The 17,099-nt window shown below is 72.9% G+C and carries 13 protein-coding genes; 9 read left to right on the top strand and 4 right to left on the bottom strand.

Going from position 1 to position 17,099, the window contains the following annotated elements:
* Positions 1-7: 7 nt before the first annotated feature.
* Positions 8-430, bottom strand: coding sequence for a hypothetical protein (locus J2S46_RS04055; protein ID WP_191293876.1), 423 nt, complete (start codon positions 428-430; stop codon positions 8-10).
* Between the two features lie 347 nt (positions 431-777).
* Positions 778-930 carry a hypothetical protein gene (locus J2S46_RS04060; protein WP_191293877.1) on the bottom strand — a complete coding sequence of 51 codons (153 nt, stop codon included), beginning with the start codon at positions 928-930 and terminating at the stop codon, positions 778-780.
* Positions 931-1,177: 247 nt separating this feature from the next.
* Here J2S46_RS04060 and J2S46_RS04065 point away from each other — a divergent pair, with 247 nt between their 5' ends.
* Complete coding sequence (locus J2S46_RS04065; RefSeq protein WP_191293878.1) at positions 1,178-1,675, top strand: hypothetical protein; 498 nt, start codon at positions 1,178-1,180, stop codon at positions 1,673-1,675.
* A gap of 32 nt (positions 1,676-1,707) precedes the next feature.
* Here J2S46_RS04065 and J2S46_RS04070 read toward each other — a convergent pair whose 3' ends face one another.
* Positions 1,708-2,229 (bottom strand): histidine kinase, encoded by a 522-nt coding sequence (locus J2S46_RS04070; RefSeq protein WP_191293879.1) that lies wholly within the window; start codon positions 2,227-2,229, stop codon positions 1,708-1,710.
* Positions 2,230-2,527: 298 nt separating this feature from the next.
* Between J2S46_RS04070 and J2S46_RS04075 the strand changes: the two genes are divergently transcribed.
* The 8 genes from J2S46_RS04075 to J2S46_RS04110 all read left to right on the top strand — a co-directional run bounded on the left by J2S46_RS04075 (position 2,528) and on the right by J2S46_RS04110 (position 15,187).
* On the top strand, positions 2,528-4,294 hold the full coding sequence (locus J2S46_RS04075; RefSeq protein ID WP_191293880.1) for an ABC transporter ATP-binding protein: 1,767 nt from the start codon (positions 2,528-2,530) through the stop codon (positions 4,292-4,294).
* A 432-nt stretch (positions 4,295-4,726) separates the two neighbouring features.
* The gene (locus J2S46_RS04080; protein ID WP_229913300.1) at positions 4,727-6,550 is read left to right on the top strand and encodes a cellulase family glycosylhydrolase; all 1,824 of its coding nucleotides are present in this window, start codon (positions 4,727-4,729) and stop codon (positions 6,548-6,550) included.
* Between the two features lie 36 nt (positions 6,551-6,586).
* Entirely contained in the window at positions 6,587-6,793 is a 207-nt protein-coding gene (locus J2S46_RS04085; protein WP_307348699.1) for a cellulose binding domain-containing protein, read from the top strand.
* 254 nt (positions 6,794-7,047) lie between these two features.
* Positions 7,048-8,496, top strand: coding sequence for a glycoside hydrolase family 10 protein (locus J2S46_RS04090; RefSeq protein WP_191293888.1), 1,449 nt, complete (start codon positions 7,048-7,050; stop codon positions 8,494-8,496).
* Between the two features lie 392 nt (positions 8,497-8,888).
* Entirely contained in the window at positions 8,889-10,973 is a 2,085-nt protein-coding gene (locus J2S46_RS04095; RefSeq protein ID WP_191293889.1) for a discoidin domain-containing protein, read from the top strand.
* A 565-nt stretch (positions 10,974-11,538) separates the two neighbouring features.
* Entirely contained in the window at positions 11,539-12,597 is a 1,059-nt protein-coding gene (locus tag J2S46_RS04100; protein WP_191293882.1) for a phosphatidylinositol-specific phospholipase C domain-containing protein, read from the top strand.
* A gap of 135 nt (positions 12,598-12,732) precedes the next feature.
* Entirely contained in the window at positions 12,733-13,545 is an 813-nt protein-coding gene (locus J2S46_RS04105; RefSeq protein WP_191293883.1) for a VOC family protein, read from the top strand.
* A 424-nt stretch (positions 13,546-13,969) separates the two neighbouring features.
* A complete protein-coding gene (locus J2S46_RS04110) occupies positions 13,970-15,187 on the top strand; it encodes a chitinase (protein WP_191293890.1) in 1,218 nt (405 codons plus the stop codon).
* A gap of 109 nt (positions 15,188-15,296) precedes the next feature.
* Here the strand turns inward: J2S46_RS04110 and J2S46_RS04115 are convergent, their stop codons facing one another.
* Entirely contained in the window at positions 15,297-16,880 is a 1,584-nt protein-coding gene (locus J2S46_RS04115; protein ID WP_191293884.1) for an FAD-dependent monooxygenase, read from the bottom strand.
* Between the last annotated feature and the right edge of the window lie 219 nt (positions 16,881-17,099).

The raw sequence follows: 17,099 nt of genomic DNA on the forward strand, positions 1-17,099 counted from the left end.
CGGCCGGTCAGTTCTCGATGAACTGGAAGTCGCTCCGGATCCGGCCGTCCTCGTCCAGCACCAGGAACTCCAGGCCGACCCCGCCCACCTCGCCCGTGCCGGTGTCCACCGCCTCCCAGTGGAACTTGACCACGTCGTGCAGTTGCTCGGCATCGGCACGGGCCCGGAACAGCAGGCCGCCGGGCGCCACGAACTCCTCGTACGCCGTGCGGACCCTCGCCTCCAGCTCCCGGTACCCCCGGGCCTCCAGCACCGGGTCGGCGAAGCCCAGCTCGACGGCCGACCTGCGCATCTCCTGCGGCGGCTGCAGCACGTGCACACCGTCCGCCCGCCACATCCGCCTGACGCCGGTGCGGCGCAGTTCGGCGTCCGGCTCGTTCCAGAGCGCGGCGTAGCGGTCGGCGAGCACCTGCGGGTCGGTCTTCGGCATCGTTGTCCCCTGGCGTGCGGTGGAGCCCCTGACTGCGGTCCCCATGACTCTCGCCCGCCGCCGGGCGGCCGGACAATTCCCTTCCGGGAATGGGCCGTCGGCATCGCGGCCGATCACCGGAGGGGACCGGGGCGGCGGATCACCGGGCCGGGCCGCCGGAGGACGTGCAGCAGCCCCGGACCTGGGGGGTAGGTCCGGGGCTGCGCTGCGGGCGGCCCGCCCGGGGGGAGTGTACGAGCCGTCCCGACCTGACGTCTGACCCGGATTCCCGGGAGCAAACCCGGCCGGCCGAAACTTTCTTCAGGAGAGGCCGGCCACGACCTCACCCGGACGGGGATCCGCCCGGGTCAGGCCGGGATCCGGCGCCGGGCCGCGTGCCGGGCCGCGCCACGGCTATGTCGGCGGTGCACCGGCGGGCGGGCCCGCCGATGGCCGCGGCCGGACCCGGCCAGGACGACGGCGAGCAGCAGCGGGGCGGTGAGCAGGAACAGGGTGACCATCGGGGTGCCTTTCGTGGGCGGGAGCCGGATGGCAACCAGCGTGTCCAGGCGCGACCTGCGGAAATCCCGTTCAGGGCCGTTCGGCCCTCATGATCACCCGCAGGGCTGAGTCGTACACCTACGGTCGGCCCACCGGCGCGCACCGGGGCCCCTGGCGCCCCCGTTCGTGACCCTGGGGGAGCAGCCGGATCCGGAGGGTGTTCAATGGGCAGGCCCGTCAGGGCACGAGCGGAGAGGACACCCCGGGATGGGACGCAAGAAGAGCGGCAAGCCGCGCCGCGAGCGGGCCGCGGTCGAGTACTCGCTGCGGGAGCTCCGGCCGCCCGGCTACGAGGAGTGGATCACGGTCGCGCCCGGGATGAGCCCGGACAAGGCCGCCGCCGACCCGCTGATCACCCCGGGGGCCGTCGGCATGATGCGGCGCCTGGCCAGGCTCCGTCCGCTCTACGGGCCGCAGGTGCCGGTGCAGGCGCTCTGGCTGGACCTCGCGGTGGACGAGGGAGAACTGCGGCTGCGCCGGGCCGGCGACACGGTGACATTGCCGGTGGCGGAGTTGGCCGGCCTGCTCGGGGCGCCCGGCGGCCCGGCCGAGGACGTCCGGGCCGGCCTCCACGAACTGCACGCCCGCGGGGTGGTACTGGTCGAGCCGGACGAGGAGCGGACCGTCCTGCGGGTGGTCTCCGCCCGGCCGGCCCGCCCGGGCGGGCGGTGGCTGTTCGAGGAAGAGGCGTCCCCGGCCGGCTGACCCCGCCGGGGACGAGGGGCGACCGGCGGGCGTCAGCCCTCGGCGTCCTCCTGCTCCTTGCGCACCTCGTCCTCCGCGGTCCGCTGGGCGGCCCTCACCTCGGCCTCGACCTCCTCGGCCGGGCGGCGGACCAGGTGCCCGCCGTGGCGCCCGGCGATCGCGTCGACCGGGTCCGGCGACTCCTCCCGCAGGTCCACGATCAGCATCGACCCGCCCTCGGCCAGGCCGCTGCTGAAGACCGTGAGCCCCTCGGCGGCGTCCTGGAAGCGCTTGAACTCGGTCGCCCCGCCGAGCACGGTGCCGGCCGTCCAGCCGAGGAAGAACCCGACGGGGCCGCCCAGCAGTCCGACCAGGCCGCCCAGCAGTCCGCTCACCACGGTCGGCGTCCCGGCGCCGTGCACCCAGCTCTCGGGCACGTCGAGGATGCCCTCGGCCGAGCGCTCCAGCACCGCGGCCTGGCGCACCCCGTGCAGTTCCCTGACCTCCTCGTACGCGGCGCGGACGGCCGCCGGGTCGTCGAAGGTGACGAACAGCATGCTGTGCGATTCGGGCATCAAAAGGACCTCTCGTCGTGTCCGGCGGGTACAGGCTGCACGTTAGACCGCCGAACGGGCGCGCGGTGGGAGCGGCGGTACCGGGCGGGCCCGGTGTCCCGACGCCCGGGCGCGGGCGCGGCACCCTGGGCACGGGGCCGGACGCGAGGGCCGGAGGCCGGCGCAGGGGCCCCGGGCGGCCCGCCCGGGGCCGCGGACGTGGGCACCAAAAGCAGTGTCGCGGCGTGCGCCCGCGCTGCGAGGATGGTGCCTCCCTCACGTCCCTCCCCGCACCGACCTCCGCCCCCAGGAGACGTACATGGCGTTGCCGGAAGGCCCGCTCAGCCACCGCTACCGCGGCGAACACCCCGTCCGCACCCTGCTCTACCTGTTCCACCCCGACCGGCGACGGGTGCTGCTCGCCGTCCTCGCCTACTTCGCCAAGCACACCCCGGTCTGGCTGCTGCCGCTGATCACCGCGAACATCATCGACGTGGTGGTCCAGCACCAGCCGATCTCGGTGCTCTGGTGGAACGCCGCCGTCCTGCTGGCGATCCTGCTGCTCAACCTGCCGCTGCACCTGCTCTACGTCCGCTGGATGCACGGCAGCATCCGCCGCACCGGCACCCGGCTGCGTTCGGCGCTCTGCCACCGGATGCAGCAGCTCTCCATCGGCTACCACTCGCGGGTGAGCGCGGGGGTGCTGCAGGCCAAGGTGGTCCGGGACGTCGAGGGCATCGAGAACGCCACCCAGCAGACCGCCGACATGGGGCTGGGCGCCATCGCCACGCTGACCGGCGGCGTGCTGGTGCTCGCCGTGCAGGCGCCGGTGTTCCTGCCGGTGTTCCTGGTCATCGTGCCGGCCTCGGCGCTGCTGGTGGTCCGACTGCGCGAGCGGCTGCGCTCCGACAACGAGTCGTTCCGGGTCCAGGTCGAGCAGCTCTCGTCCCGGATCAACGAGATGACGACGCTGATCCCGATAACCCGGGCCCACGGGCTGGAGCGCACGGCGCTGCGCCGGGTCGACCGGACGCTCGGCACGGTGCTCAGCGCCGGTCTGCGGCTGGACCTGCTGAACGGCCGGTTCGGCGCGCTCACCTGGATCCTGCTGAACGCGATCGGGGTGAGCTGCCTGGCCGGCTCCGCGCTGGTGGCGTACTACGGCTGGATGAACGTCAGCGCGGGCCAGGTGGTCATGCTCAGCGCCTACTTCTCCACCCTGACCGGCTCGGTGACCAGTCTGATGAGCCTGACGCCGGTGATCGGCAAGGGGCTGGCCTCCGTCCGCTCGGCGGGCGAGGTGCTGCAGGCCCCGGACCTCGAGGTCAACTCCGGCAAGGCCGAGGTCGGGCAGGTCCGCGGCCGGGTGGACTTCCGCGGGGTCGGCTACCGGTACGAGGGAACGGACCGGCCCTCCGTCAGCGGGTTCGACCTGACCGTGCGCCCCGGCGAGACCATCGCCCTGGTCGGCGGCTCGGGCGCCGGCAAGTCGACGGTGCTCAACCTGGTGATCGGCTTCCTGCGCCCCACCGAGGGCCGGATCCTGCTGGACGGTCAGGACATGGAGTCGCTGGACCTGCGCAGCTACCGCAAGTTCCTGTCGGTGGTGCCGCAGGAGTCGATCCTCTTCGAGGGCACCGTCCGGGAGAACGTGACCTACGGGATGCCCGCCGTGACCGAGGAGACCGTCCGTACGGCGCTGCGGGACGCCAACGCACTGGAGTTCATCGACCGGCTGCCGCAGGGCCTGGACACCGTCGTGGGCGAGCGCGGCGCGCGGCTCTCCGGCGGGCAGAAGCAGCGGCTGGCGATCGCCCGTGCGCTGATCCGCGACCCCCGGGTGCTGGTGCTGGACGAGGCCACCTCGGCGCTGGACTCGCGCTCGGAGGCGCTGGTGCAGCAGGCCCTGGGCCGGCTGGTGCAGGGGCGGACGGTGTTCGTGGTCGCGCACCGGCTGTCGACCGTCAAGGGCGCCGACCGGATCGTGGTGCTGGACGAGGGCCGGATCGCCGAGATCGGCTCGCACGCCGAACTGCTGCGCAGCGGTGGGGCGTACGCGGGGCTGCAGGCGGCCCAGCTGGCCTGATCCGGGCCGGGCCGGCCGGTCCGGCGACAGCGGTGAAGGCGGGGGCGGTCCGTGGCGGGGCCGCCCCCGTCCCGCGCGTCCGGGGCCGCCGGGCGGCCCAGATCACACCGCCGACGCGCGGCCCGGCCCACGGTCCGTCAACCGGTGCACGGGGTGGGCGGGTTGCCGATCTCGGGCCCGGCGTCGCGGCCGGCGACTGCGTTCAAGCATTGAATACTGAACTCGCTATTGACGCCCCGACTGTCCATGGATTCACTGGACCCCGCCAACTCGGCGTGCCCGCGTTCGCCACCGGGCTCCATCCCCCCACCTCCGGCAGGAACCGAAGGCGTCCTCCGACGCCACATATGGGAGCGCTCCCACCCAGTCCCGCCCAAGTTCGCCGCGCGCCCGTCACAGCTCCTGCCGGACCGTCCCAGAGAGGACAGCGACGTGCTCCACCCCGTACGCCGCCTGCGCGAGGCCCTGCTGGCCGTCGCCCTCGCGTCAACCGCGCTCATCGCCACCGTCCCGGCCGCCCAGGCCGCCGGCGCCGCGACCCCGACCGCCGCGACGGCCGCGACCACGGCCGACGCCACCGCGGCCGGCTCCGGCTACTGGCACACCAGCGGCCGCCAACTGCTCGACGAGGGCAACCGACCGGTCCGCATCGCCGGCATCAACTGGTTCGGCTTCGAGACCGCGAACTACGTCCCGCACGGACTCTGGTCCCGCGACTACAAGAGCATGATCGACCAGATGAAGACGCTCGGCTACAACACCATCCGGCTGCCCTACAGCGACGACATCTTCAAGGGCACCTCACCGGTCAGCGTCAACACCTCGGGTGGCATGAACGCGGACCTTCAGGGCCTGAACTCACTCCAAGTCATGGACAAGATCGTCGACTACGCCGGGACCACCGGCCTCAAGGTCATCCTGGACCGCCACCGGCCCGACTCGGCCGGCCAGTCCGCGCTCTGGTACACCGCCGCCGTCCCCGAGACCACCTGGATCAACGACCTCACCGCCCTGGCCACCCGGTACGCGGGCAAGCCCGCCATGATCGGCATCGACCTGCACAACGAGCCGCACGACCCGGCCTGCTGGGGCTGCGGCGACACCACGATCGACTGGCGGCTGGCCGCCGAACGCGCCGGCAACGCGGTGCTGGCGGCCAACCCCAAGCTGCTGGTCTTCGTCGAGGGCAACCAGTCCTTCAACGGCAGCTCGTACTGGTGGGGCGGCAACCTCCAGGGCGCCGGGCAGTACCCCGTCCGGCTGAACGTGCCGAACCGGCTGGTCTACTCGGTGCACGACTACGCGACCAGCGTGGCCCAGCAGACCTGGTTCTCCGACCCGTCCTTCCCCGCCAACATGCCGGGCGTGTGGGACAAGAACTGGGGCTACCTGTTCAACCAGAACATCGCCCCCGTCTGGGTCGGCGAGTTCGGCACCACCCTGCAGGCCACCGTGGACCAGAAGTGGCTGAAGGCCCTGGTGCAGTACCTGCGGCCGACGGCGCAGTACGGGGCCGACAGCATCAGCTGGACGTTCTGGTCCTGGAACCCCAACTCCGGTGACACCGGCGGGATCCTGAACGACGACTGGACGACCGTCAACACCACCAAGGACGCCTACCTGGCCGATGTGAAGGCGCCGGGCTTCGGCGCGGCGGGCGGGGGCGGCGGGGACACCCAGGCGCCCAGCACCCCGGCCGGCCTGGCCGCGACCGGCACCACCGCCGCCACGGTCTCGCTGGCCTGGACGGCCGCCACCGACAACGTCGCCGTCACCGGCTACGACGTCTACCGCGGCGGCGCCCTGGTGGGCACCACCGCCGGCACCTCGTACACCGACACCGGCCTGACCGCCGCCACCGCGTACTCGTACACCGTCCGGGCCCGGGACGCCGCTGGGAACGTCTCGGCGGCCTCCGCCGCGGTCAGCGCCACCACGTCCGGCGGCGGCACCGGCGGCGCCGGGTGCACGGCCGGCTGGCACATCGACAACCAGTGGAGCACCGGCTTCACGGCGACCGTGACGGTGACCGCGACCACGGCCACCAAGTCCTGGCAGGTGGGCTGGACCTGGCCGTCCGGCCAGCAGCTGACCGGCTCCTGGAACGCCACCGTGCAGCAGTCGGGCGCCACGGTCACTGCGACCAGCCTGGCGTACAACGGGACGCTCCCGGTCAGTGGTTCGACCAGCTTCGGGCTGCAGGGCACCTGGACGGGCGGCAACACCGCGCCGACGCTCGGCTGCACCGCCTCCTGACCGTCGCACTCCGGGGGCGGGGCACCACCCGCCACCGTGACCCTGAAGAACACCGGTCCCACCGCCCTCCAGGGCTGGTCACCGGGCCGGTCGTTCCCCGCCGACCAGAAGATCGCCAACGCCTGGAACGCCGTCGTGACCCAGAGCGGGGCCGGCGTCACCGCCGAGGACCTCGGACGGAACGGCGCCGTCGCACCGGCGCCACCGCGAGCTTCGGCTTCCAGGCCGACCAGCCCGGCGTGAACAACGCCCCCGCGCCGTTCACCCGGAACGGCGCGGTCTGCGCCTGACCGCGCGGCGGCCCGACCCCCACCGGCCTGCCCCGGTGCGGGCCCGGCGCCGTCCGTCGGTCCACGGCGTGCCCCAGGTACGGCACTCCCCCACCCGAAAGGAAACCCGTGCGACACCCGACCCCCGGCGCCGAGCCGCCAGCCCGGACCGACGCCCGCACCCCCGCCCCCGCCCGTACCGAGCCGCCCGCCCGGGCCGGCGGCCTGCTGCGGCGTGCCGCCCTCGCCTTGACGGCCCTGGTGTGCACCGCGCTGGGCGCCGTCCTGCTCCCCGGGGCCGCCCAGGCCGCCGACCCGCCGCTGCGCGACCTGGCCGCCGCCAAGGGCGTGTACATCGGCAACGCGGTGGCCGGCGGCAAGCTCAGCGGCAACGCCCAGTACGCGGCCCTGGCCGGCGGCCAGTTCAACTCGCTGACCCCCGAGAACGCCATGAAGTGGGGCTCCGTCGAGGCCACCAGGGGCAGCTTCACCTGGGCGGAGGCCGACCAGATCGTGGCCTTCGCGCAGGCCCACAACCAGCAGGTCCGCGGCCACACACTGGTCTGGCACAGCCAGAACCCGAGCTGGCTGACCAACGGCGGCTTCGGCGCGACCGAGCTGCGCGGCATCCTCCAGCAGCACATCGCCACCGAGGTCGGGCGCTACCAGGGCAAGATCTACGCCTGGGACGTCCTCAACGAGCTGTTCAACGAGGACGGCACCTTCCGCTCGTCGCCCTGGTACGGCACGCTGGGCGCCGGATTCGTCGCGGACTCCCTCACCTGGGCCCACCAGGCCGACCCGGCCGCCAAGTTGTACATCAACGACTACAACGTCGAGGGGCTGGGGACCAAGAGCGACGCCCTCTACAACCTGGTCCGCTCGCTCAAGGCCCAGGGCGCCCCGATCGACGGGGTCGGGTTCCAGGCGCACTTCGTGCTCGGACAGGTCCCGTCCACCCTGCAGGCCAACCTCCAGCGCTTCGCCGATCTCGGGGTGGACGTCGCCGTCACCGAGCTCGACGTCCGGATGCAGACCCCTGCCACCGAGGCCAAGCTGGCCCAACAGGCCACCGACTACGGCACGGTGGTGAAGGCCTGCCTGGCGGTCGCCCGCTGCAAGGGGATCACCGGCTGGGACGTCTCGGACGCGGACTCCTGGGTGCCGGACGTGTTCTCCGGCTACGGCGCGGCGACCCTGTACGACCAGAACTACCAGCCCAAGCCCGCGGTACGGGCAGTGGCCACCGCCCTGGGCGGCACGGTCACCCCGTCCAACTCCCCCTCTCCGACGCCCTCGTCCTCGGCCTCGGCCTCACCGAGCCCGAGTCCGACGGCTACCGTGACCGCGACGGCGACCAGTTCGCCGCCGCCCGGCGGCAGCGGCTGCACGGCCGTCTACGCGGTGCCCAACCAGTGGAACACCGGCTTCAGCGGCAGCGTCACCGTCAGCTGCCCGGCGGGCGCCTCGCTGAGCAGCTGGCACCTGGACTGGAACTTCACCGCCGGCCAGCAACTCACCCAGGCCTGGAGCGGTGTCTGCAGCCAGAGCGGCGCCCACGTCAGCTGCGCCAACGCGGCCTGGAACGGGGCGGTCGGCCCCGGCGGTTCGGTCACCCTGGGCTTCAACGGCACCTGGAGCGGCAGTAATCCGGCCCCGACGGTGACCCTGAGCTGACCTGAGCGCCGGACCAGGGGGTGGCGGCACGGCGGTGCCGCCACCCCCTTCGGCATGCCCGCGACCTGCCTTCCGGCGAGCTCCCGCAAAGTGTCCCCCGTGTTTCAGAATTGATGTCAGAACTCGTACAAGAGCGACATATCGAATGGTTCCGCGTGCACATGCCTTGACACGTCGGAAACGTCGCCGCAATCATCACCTCTGTCGGAGAGCGTTCTCCCCACCCTCGCCCGCCCGGCTGTGCGAACTCTCCAGCGATCCGCAGCGTCACCCCCACCCATTCGGAACCGCTTCCCCCAGGAGGTTTCGTGCTCACCCTTCCTTTCGACTTCCGAACACGGTCCGGTCCGGCGCAGCGACGCCGTTCCGTCACCCTGCTGCTGGTCGTCGCCATGATCGCCGGCCTCGTGCTGGCCGTGACCGGGAGCCCCGCGCGGGCCGCCGGCACCCTGCTGTCCCAGGGCAAGCCGGTGACCGCCTCCTCGGTGGAGAACGTCGGCACCCCCGCCTCGGCCGCTGTGGACGGCAACACCGGTACCCGCTGGTCGAGTTCGGCGAGTGACCCGCAGTGGATCCAGGTCGACCTCGGCTCGACCGTGACGATCGGCCAGGTCGTGCTCGTCTGGGAGGCCGCCTACGCCAAGGCCTACCAGATCCAGACCTCCACCGACGGCGCCAACTGGACCACGATCAACGCCACCACCACCGGCGCCGGCGGCACCGAGACCCTGAACGTCACCGGCAGCGGCCGCTACGTCCGGATGAACGGCACCCAGCGGGCCACCCAGTACGGCTACTCGCTCTGGGAGTTCCAGGTCTACGGCAGCGGCGGCGGCGGCACCGGCGGCGGGTGCAGCAGCAACAACGCGGCGCTGAACCACACCGCCGGTGCGTCGACCGCCGAGAACGCCGGCACCCCGGCGAGCGCGGCCTTCGACGGCAACGCGGGGACCCGCTGGTCGAGTTCGGCCACCGACCCGCAGTGGGTCCAGGTCGACCTCGGTTCCGTCCAGTCGGTCTGCGGTGTCCAGCTGAGCTGGGAGGCCGCCTACGCGAAGGCCTACCAGATCCAGATCTCCAACGACGGCGCCACCTGGACCACCGTCTACTCCACCACCACCGGTCCCGGCGCCACCGAGCTGATCACGCTCTCCGGCACCGGCCGCTACGTCCGGATGTACGGCACCCAGCGGGCCACCCAGTACGGCTACTCGCTCTGGGAGTTCCAGGTGTTCACCGGCACGCCGGCCGACAACGGCCCGGTGCTGCTGTCCTACGCCAAGCCCGCCACCGCCTCCACCTTCCAGGACGACGGCAACTGCTCAGGCTGCACGCCGGCCAAGGCCTTCGACGCCAACGCCGCCACCCGCTGGGCCACCAACGCCACCACCGGCTGGAGCGACCCGGCCTGGATCGCGGTCGATCTGGGGGCCACCGCCACCATCAGCAAGGTCGTCCTCCAGTGGGACCCGGCCTTCGGCAAGGCCTACCAGATCCAGACCTCCGCCGACGGCGCCAACTGGACCACGATCTACTCCACCACCACCGGCGCCGGTTTCAAGGAGACCCTGGACGTCTCCGGCACCGGCCGCTACGTCCGGATGTACGGCACCGCCCGGGGCACCGCGTACGGCTACTCGCTCTGGGGCTTCGACGTGTACGGCACCGGTGGCAACCCGACCGCCCCGCCGGCCACCCCGCCGAACCCGGGCAACCCCCAGAAGCTGGTCTGGAGCGACGAGTTCAACGCCTCGGCCGGCACCGGACCGGACCAGTCCAAGTGGACCAGCGACGCCGGCGCGGGCGTCAACAACGAGCTGGAGTACTACACCACCGGCAACAAGAACACGTACCAGGACGGCACCGGCAACATGGTGATCGAGGCGCGCAAGGAGGTCACCCCCGGCTCCGCCTGCCCGCGCGACCCGCTGAGCGGCAGCACCGTCTGCCAGTACACCTCGGGCCGGATCAACACCTCGGACCACCTGAACTTCACCTACGGCCACGTCGAGTCGCGGATCAAGGTGACCGGCACCCAGGGCCTGTGGCCGGCGTTCTGGCTGCTCGGCTCCGACTTCAAGACCGGTACGCCGTGGCCCAACTGCGGTGAGATCGACATCATGGAGCACGTCGGCAAGGTCGCGGACAGCGTCTACTCCACGCTGCACGCCCCCGCCTACTTCGGCGCCGCCGGCTACGGCTCGCCGTACACGCTGCCGGGCACCGACTTCGCCTCGGCCTTCCACACCTACGCCCTGGACTGGGACTCCGGCCACATGACCTTCTCGGTCGACGGCAACGCCTTCTTCACCGTCAACCGCAGCACCCTGGAGCAGACCCGCGGCCCGTGGGTCTATGACCACCCCTTCTACATCATCCTCAACAACGCGGTCGGCGGGGACTGGCCCGGCTCGCCGGACGCCACCACCGTCTTCCCGCAGAAGATGCTGGTCGACTACGTCCGGGTGTACCAGTGACCCGGCGCTGACCCGTCCCGCACCGCCACCCCGGCCGGGCCGCCCCGACACCTGCGCAAGGTGTCGGGGCGGCCCGGCCGCCGTGCGGCGCGGTGGCTCAGGTGCCCTCCACCCAGCCGAGGGTGAAGGCCGTGTAGACGACCCCGCCGGTGCCGCCGATCTCGCAGAGGTCGCCGGCCGTGCCGTCGGCCAGCACGGCCGCGCTGGAGTAGCCGGACGTGCCGGGCCTTGAGCAGCACCTCGTGCGACCACCTCGCGCGCCGTCGTCCCGGCTGAGCCGGACCGTCAGGTCCGGCCGGGCGGAGTTGTCGGTGGAGGCGGAGTTGCTGTGCAGCGCGACGGCGGTGAGCGGGGGCCGCCCCGCCCGGCACCGCCCCGCCCCACGGGTGCCGCCAGCTCCCGCCGACCGGGCGCCGGTTCGGTCCGCCCCGCCTCACCCGTCACTCCGGTCGCCGTTCGGAGGTCTTCCGACGCGGTGTCAGGAGAATTCCTTGTCATGTCACCTCGAATCCGCTCGGATGGACCAGGCTTTGGCCGCCGTCCCGGCATCTGACGAGGAGACACCGTGTCCGTACGCCGCATCATCGCCGCCGCCGCCCTGTTCCTGGCCGCCTCCGCGGTCGCCGTCGCCGTACCCGCCGAGGCGGCCGAGGCGACCGCCCCGGCGGACCTCCCGTTCGGCTCCGCGACCACGGTCGGACTGCACAACACCTACGACCCGGCCGCCTTCCCCTTCCTCGCCCAGGCCCTGGACACGGGTACCGGCATGATCGAGCTCGACGCGTGGACGGACACCGTCACCAAGGAATGGAAGGTGAGCCACTCCAACCCGCTGGGCAACGCCAACAACTGCGTCACCGCGACCACCCCGGCGCAGCTCTACAGCGGCGGCGCCAACAAGAACCTGGAGACCTGCCTGGACGACATCCGGGTCTGGCTCGGCGCCCACCCCGGCGCCGGCCCGCTGGTGGTCAAGCTGGAGCTGAAGGGCGGCTTCGCGGCCAACCGCGGGATGGGGCCGGCCCAGCTCGACGCCCTGATAGCGGCGCACCTCGGCAGCGCCGTGTTCCGCCCGGCCGACCTGCTCGCCAAGCCGGGCGGCGGCTCGTACGCCACCCTGGACGAGGCCGCCCGCGCGGGCAACTGGCCGAGCCGCGGCGCGCTCGCCGGGCGCGTCCTGCTGGACGTGATCCCCGGCACCGTCGAGGAGCAGAACCCCTTCGACACCCTGCACACCGACGTGGAGTACGCCCGCCACCTGCGCGACCTCGTCGCGTCCGGGCAGGCCTCGCGCGCCCAGGTCTTCCCGGTCGTGCACGGCGCCCGCTCCGGCGACCCGCGCGACCAGTACGCGGAGACCTCGATCCGCCCCTGGTTCGTGGTCTTCGACGGTGACGCCGCGGCCTACGTCTCCGGCGTCGACACCGGCTGGTACGACGCCCGGCACTACCTGCTGGTGATGACCGACGCCCAGAACGTCGCCCCGGCGATCAGCGCCACCGACCCGACCGCCGAGCAGGCCCGCGTGCGGGCCGCCCAGCTGGCCGCCGCGCACGCGAGCATCGTCTCCAGCGACTGGCGCCACCTGCCGGAGGTCCAGTCGCTGGTCCTCCCCCGGGGCTGATCCGGCGCCCGGGTCCGGCGGGTCGGCGGCCCGCCGGATCCGGGCCCGGGCGTCCCCCGACTGCCGCAGGTGACGGGCGGGTGCCGGGGGCGGGTGCCACCCTGACTGGGCAAGGGACACCCGAAGGGAATCATCATGATCACCACTGACTTCGTTCCCGGCTCCCCGTGCTGGCTCGACCTCGGCGCCCCGGACGTCAAGGCCACCGCCGGCTTCTACAGCGCGGTCTTCGGCTGGGAATTCGAGTCCTACGGCGAGGAGGCGCAGGGCTACGGCGTCTTCAAGCTCGGCGGCCGCACGGTCGGCGCGATCGGCAAGCTCACCGAGGAGGGCGCCCGGTCGGCCTGGATGGTCTACTTCCGCGTCGCGGACGCCGACGCCACCGCCCGGGCCGTCACCGAGGCCGGCGGCGCGGTGCGCGCGGAGCCGTTCGACATCCCCGACGGTGGCCGGATCGCCCAGCTCACCGACCCGCAGGGCGGGCAGTTCGCCGTCTGGCAGCCGGGCGGCAGCGGACCGGCCCTGGAAAGCGTGGACGCCACCGGCAGCCTGAGCTGGATCGAGCTGTACACCACCGACTCCAAGGCGGCCCAGGCCTTCTACGGCGGCGTCCTCGGCTGGACGTACCAGGACCAGCCCCTGCCCGGCGGCGACGAGGGCGTGTACACCCTGATCACCCCGGCCGGGCTGCCGCCCGAGCGGATGCACGGCGGCCTGATGGAGCTTCCGCCGCAGTTCCTCCAGGCCACCGGCGGCAAGGCCTACTGGCACCCGGTGTTCGGCACCGCGGACTGCGACGCCTCGGTGGCCAAGGTGAGCGGCAACGGCGGCAGCGTCCAGATGGGCCCGGAGAACGCGGAGGGGGTCGGCCGGCTCGCCGTCTGCCTCGACCCGAACGGCGCGGACTTCGTCCTGCTCAACCCCTCCGAGCCGTCCGCCCAGGGCTGACGGGCTCCCGGCCCGACAGGCTCCGGGGCCCGGGCGCCCGGGCCGGCCCCCTCGCGGAAGGGGCGCACCACGCACAGGCTGCGTGGTGCGCCCCTTCCGGCTGCGCCGGGCCGCGGGCCGGCCGCCCGGCGGACCTTGTCGCAGGGTCAACGGTTGGTCAAATCATCGACCGTGAGCACTCCGCGGGCGTTCAGGCCTTGACCTGTCAACTGGTCTAGTCCAACTTAGGGGCAAGCCGATCCGCCCGCTGCCCGGCGCCCAAGTCCCCTCCGGCGTACCGGTCACGGCCTCCCACACCTTGGGCGGGGCGGCCTCCCCCACAGCCTGCCCTGAGAGGTTCACCATGGAACGAAGCCGGCCTCCGGTGACATCCGCACCTCCCGTACCCGGCCGCCACCGCCGGCGCCGCCGCGCCGTGACGGCCATGGCCGCGTTCGGCCTGCTGGCCGGCGGCCTGACCGCGCTGGCCACCGGCGGCGACGCGCTCGCCTCCGCCAACGCGACCACCGCCCTCGGCAGCAACTGGTACGCCTCCGCGCCGTACCTGATGCCGGAGGACAACAGCCCGCCGGACGTCGCGGCGGTGATGGACGCCACCGGCCAGAAGGCCTTCCAGCTGGCCTTCATCCTCGACTCCGGCGGCTGCAAGCCCGCCTGGGGCGGCACCTCCTCGATCGACACCGACACCACCATGCCGGCCGTGATCCAGAAGATCCGCGACAAGGGCGGCGACGTCTCGGTCTCGATCGGCGGCTACGGCGGCAACAAGCTGGGCCAGAGCTGCGGCACCCCCGAGGCGACCGCCGCCGGTTACCAGAAGGTCATCACCAAGTACGCGCTGAAGGCCATCGACTTCGACCTGGAGGAGCCGGAGTACGAGAACACCGCGGCCATCCACAACGAGATCGGCGCGGCCCGGATCCTCCAGCAGAACAACCCCGGCCTGTACGTCTCGATCACCACGGCCGGAACCAACGCCGGCACCGGCTGGTTCGGGCAGCAGATGCTCAACGAGGCGAAGTCGCAGGGCTTCACGCCGAACAACTTCTCCATCATGCCGTTCGACGGCGGGTTCAACGGCGCCGCCGCCCAGACCGACGCGCTGGTGAAGTTCAACGGCCTGCTGCGCACCACCTTCGGCTGGAGCGAGGCCGTCGCCTACGCCCACGAGGGCGTCTCGCTGATGAACGGCCGCACCGACGCCGCCGAGTACTTCAAGCAGGCCGACTTCCAGACCGTGCTGGACTTCGCCACCTCGCACGGGCTGGCCCGCTACACCTACTGGTCCGTCAACCGCGACCGGCAGTGCCCCGGCACCGTCGACCCCGGCCTGTCCGGGGCCTGCTCCAGCGTGGCCCAGGCCGACTGGGACTTCACCAAGTACACGGTGAAGTTCGCCGGCGCCGTCCCGCCCACCAGCACCCCGAGCGCCAGCCCCACCGCCACCACTTCGCCGACCGTCTCCCCGACCAACCCCGGCGGGGTCTGCACCGACCCGCCGTGGAACGCCGGCACCACCTACACCAACGGCAACAAGGTCTCGTACGCCGGCCACAAGTACCACGCCAAGTGGTGGACGCTGAACGAGGTCCCGACCGCCAGCGGCCAGTGGGGCGTCTGGGCCGACGACGGCGCCTGCTGATCCGTGGGCCCGGCCCCGACCGGGCCGGGCCCGCCCGAACCGCCGTCCCCGGCCGTGCTGCCGCACCGCCGGGGACGGCACCGGTGCGCCTGTGCCCGGCCGGGCCGGCTCAGGCCGCGGCGGGCGCGCCGAACCAGGCCGCCAGCGCCGTACGGAGCCCCTCGGTGAGCTGCCCGTCCGGCTCACCGGCCGCCGCCGCCCAGGCCACGTAGCCGTCCGGGCGGATCAGCAGGGCGGCGGCGGGCGGCGCGGCGCAGCCGGCCGTGACCATGTCGACCCGGTCCTTCCAGGGCGCCGCGGTGGCCGCCGGCAGTCCGGCCCCGCCGGTCAGGTCCAGCAGCAACGGCCGCCCTCCCCGCATGAGTTCGGCCAACCGGATCGGACCGGCGGCGGTCTCCAGATCGGCGTCGGGTGCGAACCGCCCGGCCAGCGGGTGCGCGCAGGTCGTGGCGTAACGGACGTCACTCCCCGCCAGGGTGTCGGCGATGTGCTGCACGTTGGCCGTGTCGGCCAGCAGCTCGGCGAACAGTCCGCGCAGCGCGGTGACGCCCTCACCCGGTGCCATCAGGGCGAGTTGGGCCTGCGAGTGGATGAACACCCGCTCGCCCACCGGGTGGCGTTCGGCGTGGTACGTGTCCAGCAGGCCGGGCGGCGCCCAGCCCCGGACGGTCGCGGCGAGCTTCCAGCCCAGGTTGGCGGCGTCCTGCAGCCCGAGGTTGAGGCCGGGCCCGCCGACCGCCGAGTGCACGTGCGCGGCGTCGCCGGCCAGCAGCACCCGCCCCCGCCGGTAGCGTTCGGCGAGCCGGGTGTTCCCGCCGGTGATCCGGCGCAGCAGGTGCGGGCCGGGTGAGGTCGGCGGTTCGACGGGCAGCTCGACGCCGAGCACCCGGCCGACGCTGGCGCGCAGCTCGGCCAGTGTCATCGGTCCGTCCTCGCCGGCCGGCGGCGGGCCCCATTCCAAGGTGCTGAGCAGCGGCTTCCCGGGCTCCGGCGCCGCGAAGACGACCACCCCGCGTTCGGTGCGGGTGTGGGTGAACGGCCGCAGGCGGCCGAAGCCGGGGATGTCGAGTTCGCCGCTCTCCGGCACCAGCAGCGCCTCGGGCAGGGTGACGTGGCCCGTCCTGGAGACCAGGTCGGGGCCGGTGACACCGGGGAAGGCGATCCCGGCGAGTTTGCGGACGGTGCTGCGGCCGCCGTCGCATCCGACCAGGTAGTCGGCGTGGAGGCGGTAGCGGCCCCCGGGGCCCTCGACGTCGACGGTCACCGGGCCCGGGGCTTCCCCGGCCGGATCCCCGTCGCCGTGCTCCCCGGTCAGGGCGACCAGGCGGTGCCCGCGCCGGATCTCCACGCCCAGAGCCACCGCGCGCTCCTCCAACTGCTGCTCCAGGCGGCGCTGCTGGACGGGCAGGATGGTGACGGGGTTGGGGTCGAGCCCGGTCAGGTCGAGCGTGAAGGCGCCGAAGACGTAGTGCGGTACGGGCCTGGGCGCACCGGGGCCGCCGCCCAGGGCCTCGTGGAGGCCCCGGTGGTCGAGCAGCCGGACGGCCTGTCCGACCAGTCCGTTGGCCTTGGGCTCGGCGCTGCGCTCGGGCAGCAGTTCCAGGACCACCGGGCGGACCCCGGCGAGGCTGAGTTCGCAGGCCAGCATCAGCCCGTTGGGGCCGGCGCCGGCGATCAGGACGTCGAGTGTCATCGGTTTTCTCCTCCGGAGGATCTGCCGTGGGCCCTACGGGCGGCCCTCGGTACGGCATGGCTGGTCACGGCATGGCTGGTCAGCGCGTGACTGATCGCGGCGTGACTGATCGCGGTGTGACTGATCGCGGTGTGACTGATCGGGGCACGGCTGATCCCGGCCTGCCGCACCGAGTGAACAGGGCATGACAACGACATGACCGGGACCGCCCCGGCGCGG

Origin of the sequence: Kitasatospora herbaricolor (assembly GCF_030813695.1) — a bacterium.
In the GTDB taxonomy this organism is placed as follows: domain Bacteria; phylum Actinomycetota; class Actinomycetes; order Streptomycetales; family Streptomycetaceae; genus Kitasatospora; species Kitasatospora herbaricolor.

What these genes read in the sequence shown, in the direction of transcription:
- J2S46_RS04055 (WP_191293876.1), bottom strand. Translation starts at nt 430, where the DNA reads ATGCCGAAGACCGACCCGCAGGTGCTCGCCGACCGCTACGCCGCGCTC.
- J2S46_RS04060 (WP_191293877.1), bottom strand. Translation starts at nt 930, where the DNA reads ATGGTCACCCTGTTCCTGCTCACCGCCCCGCTGCTGCTCGCCGTCGTC.
- J2S46_RS04065 (WP_191293878.1), top strand. Translation starts at nt 1,178, where the DNA reads ATGGGACGCAAGAAGAGCGGCAAGCCGCGCCGCGAGCGGGCCGCGGTC.
- J2S46_RS04070 (WP_191293879.1), bottom strand. Translation starts at nt 2,229, where the DNA reads ATGCCCGAATCGCACAGCATGCTGTTCGTCACCTTCGACGACCCGGCG.
- J2S46_RS04075 (WP_191293880.1), top strand. Translation starts at nt 2,528, where the DNA reads ATGGCGTTGCCGGAAGGCCCGCTCAGCCACCGCTACCGCGGCGAACAC.
- J2S46_RS04095 (WP_191293889.1), top strand. Translation starts at nt 8,889, where the DNA reads ATGATCGCCGGCCTCGTGCTGGCCGTGACCGGGAGCCCCGCGCGGGCC.
- J2S46_RS04105 (WP_191293883.1), top strand. Translation starts at nt 12,733, where the DNA reads ATGATCACCACTGACTTCGTTCCCGGCTCCCCGTGCTGGCTCGACCTC.
- J2S46_RS04110 (WP_191293890.1), top strand. Translation starts at nt 13,970, where the DNA reads ATGGCCGCGTTCGGCCTGCTGGCCGGCGGCCTGACCGCGCTGGCCACC.
- J2S46_RS04115 (WP_191293884.1), bottom strand. Translation starts at nt 16,880, where the DNA reads ATGACACTCGACGTCCTGATCGCCGGCGCCGGCCCCAACGGGCTGATG.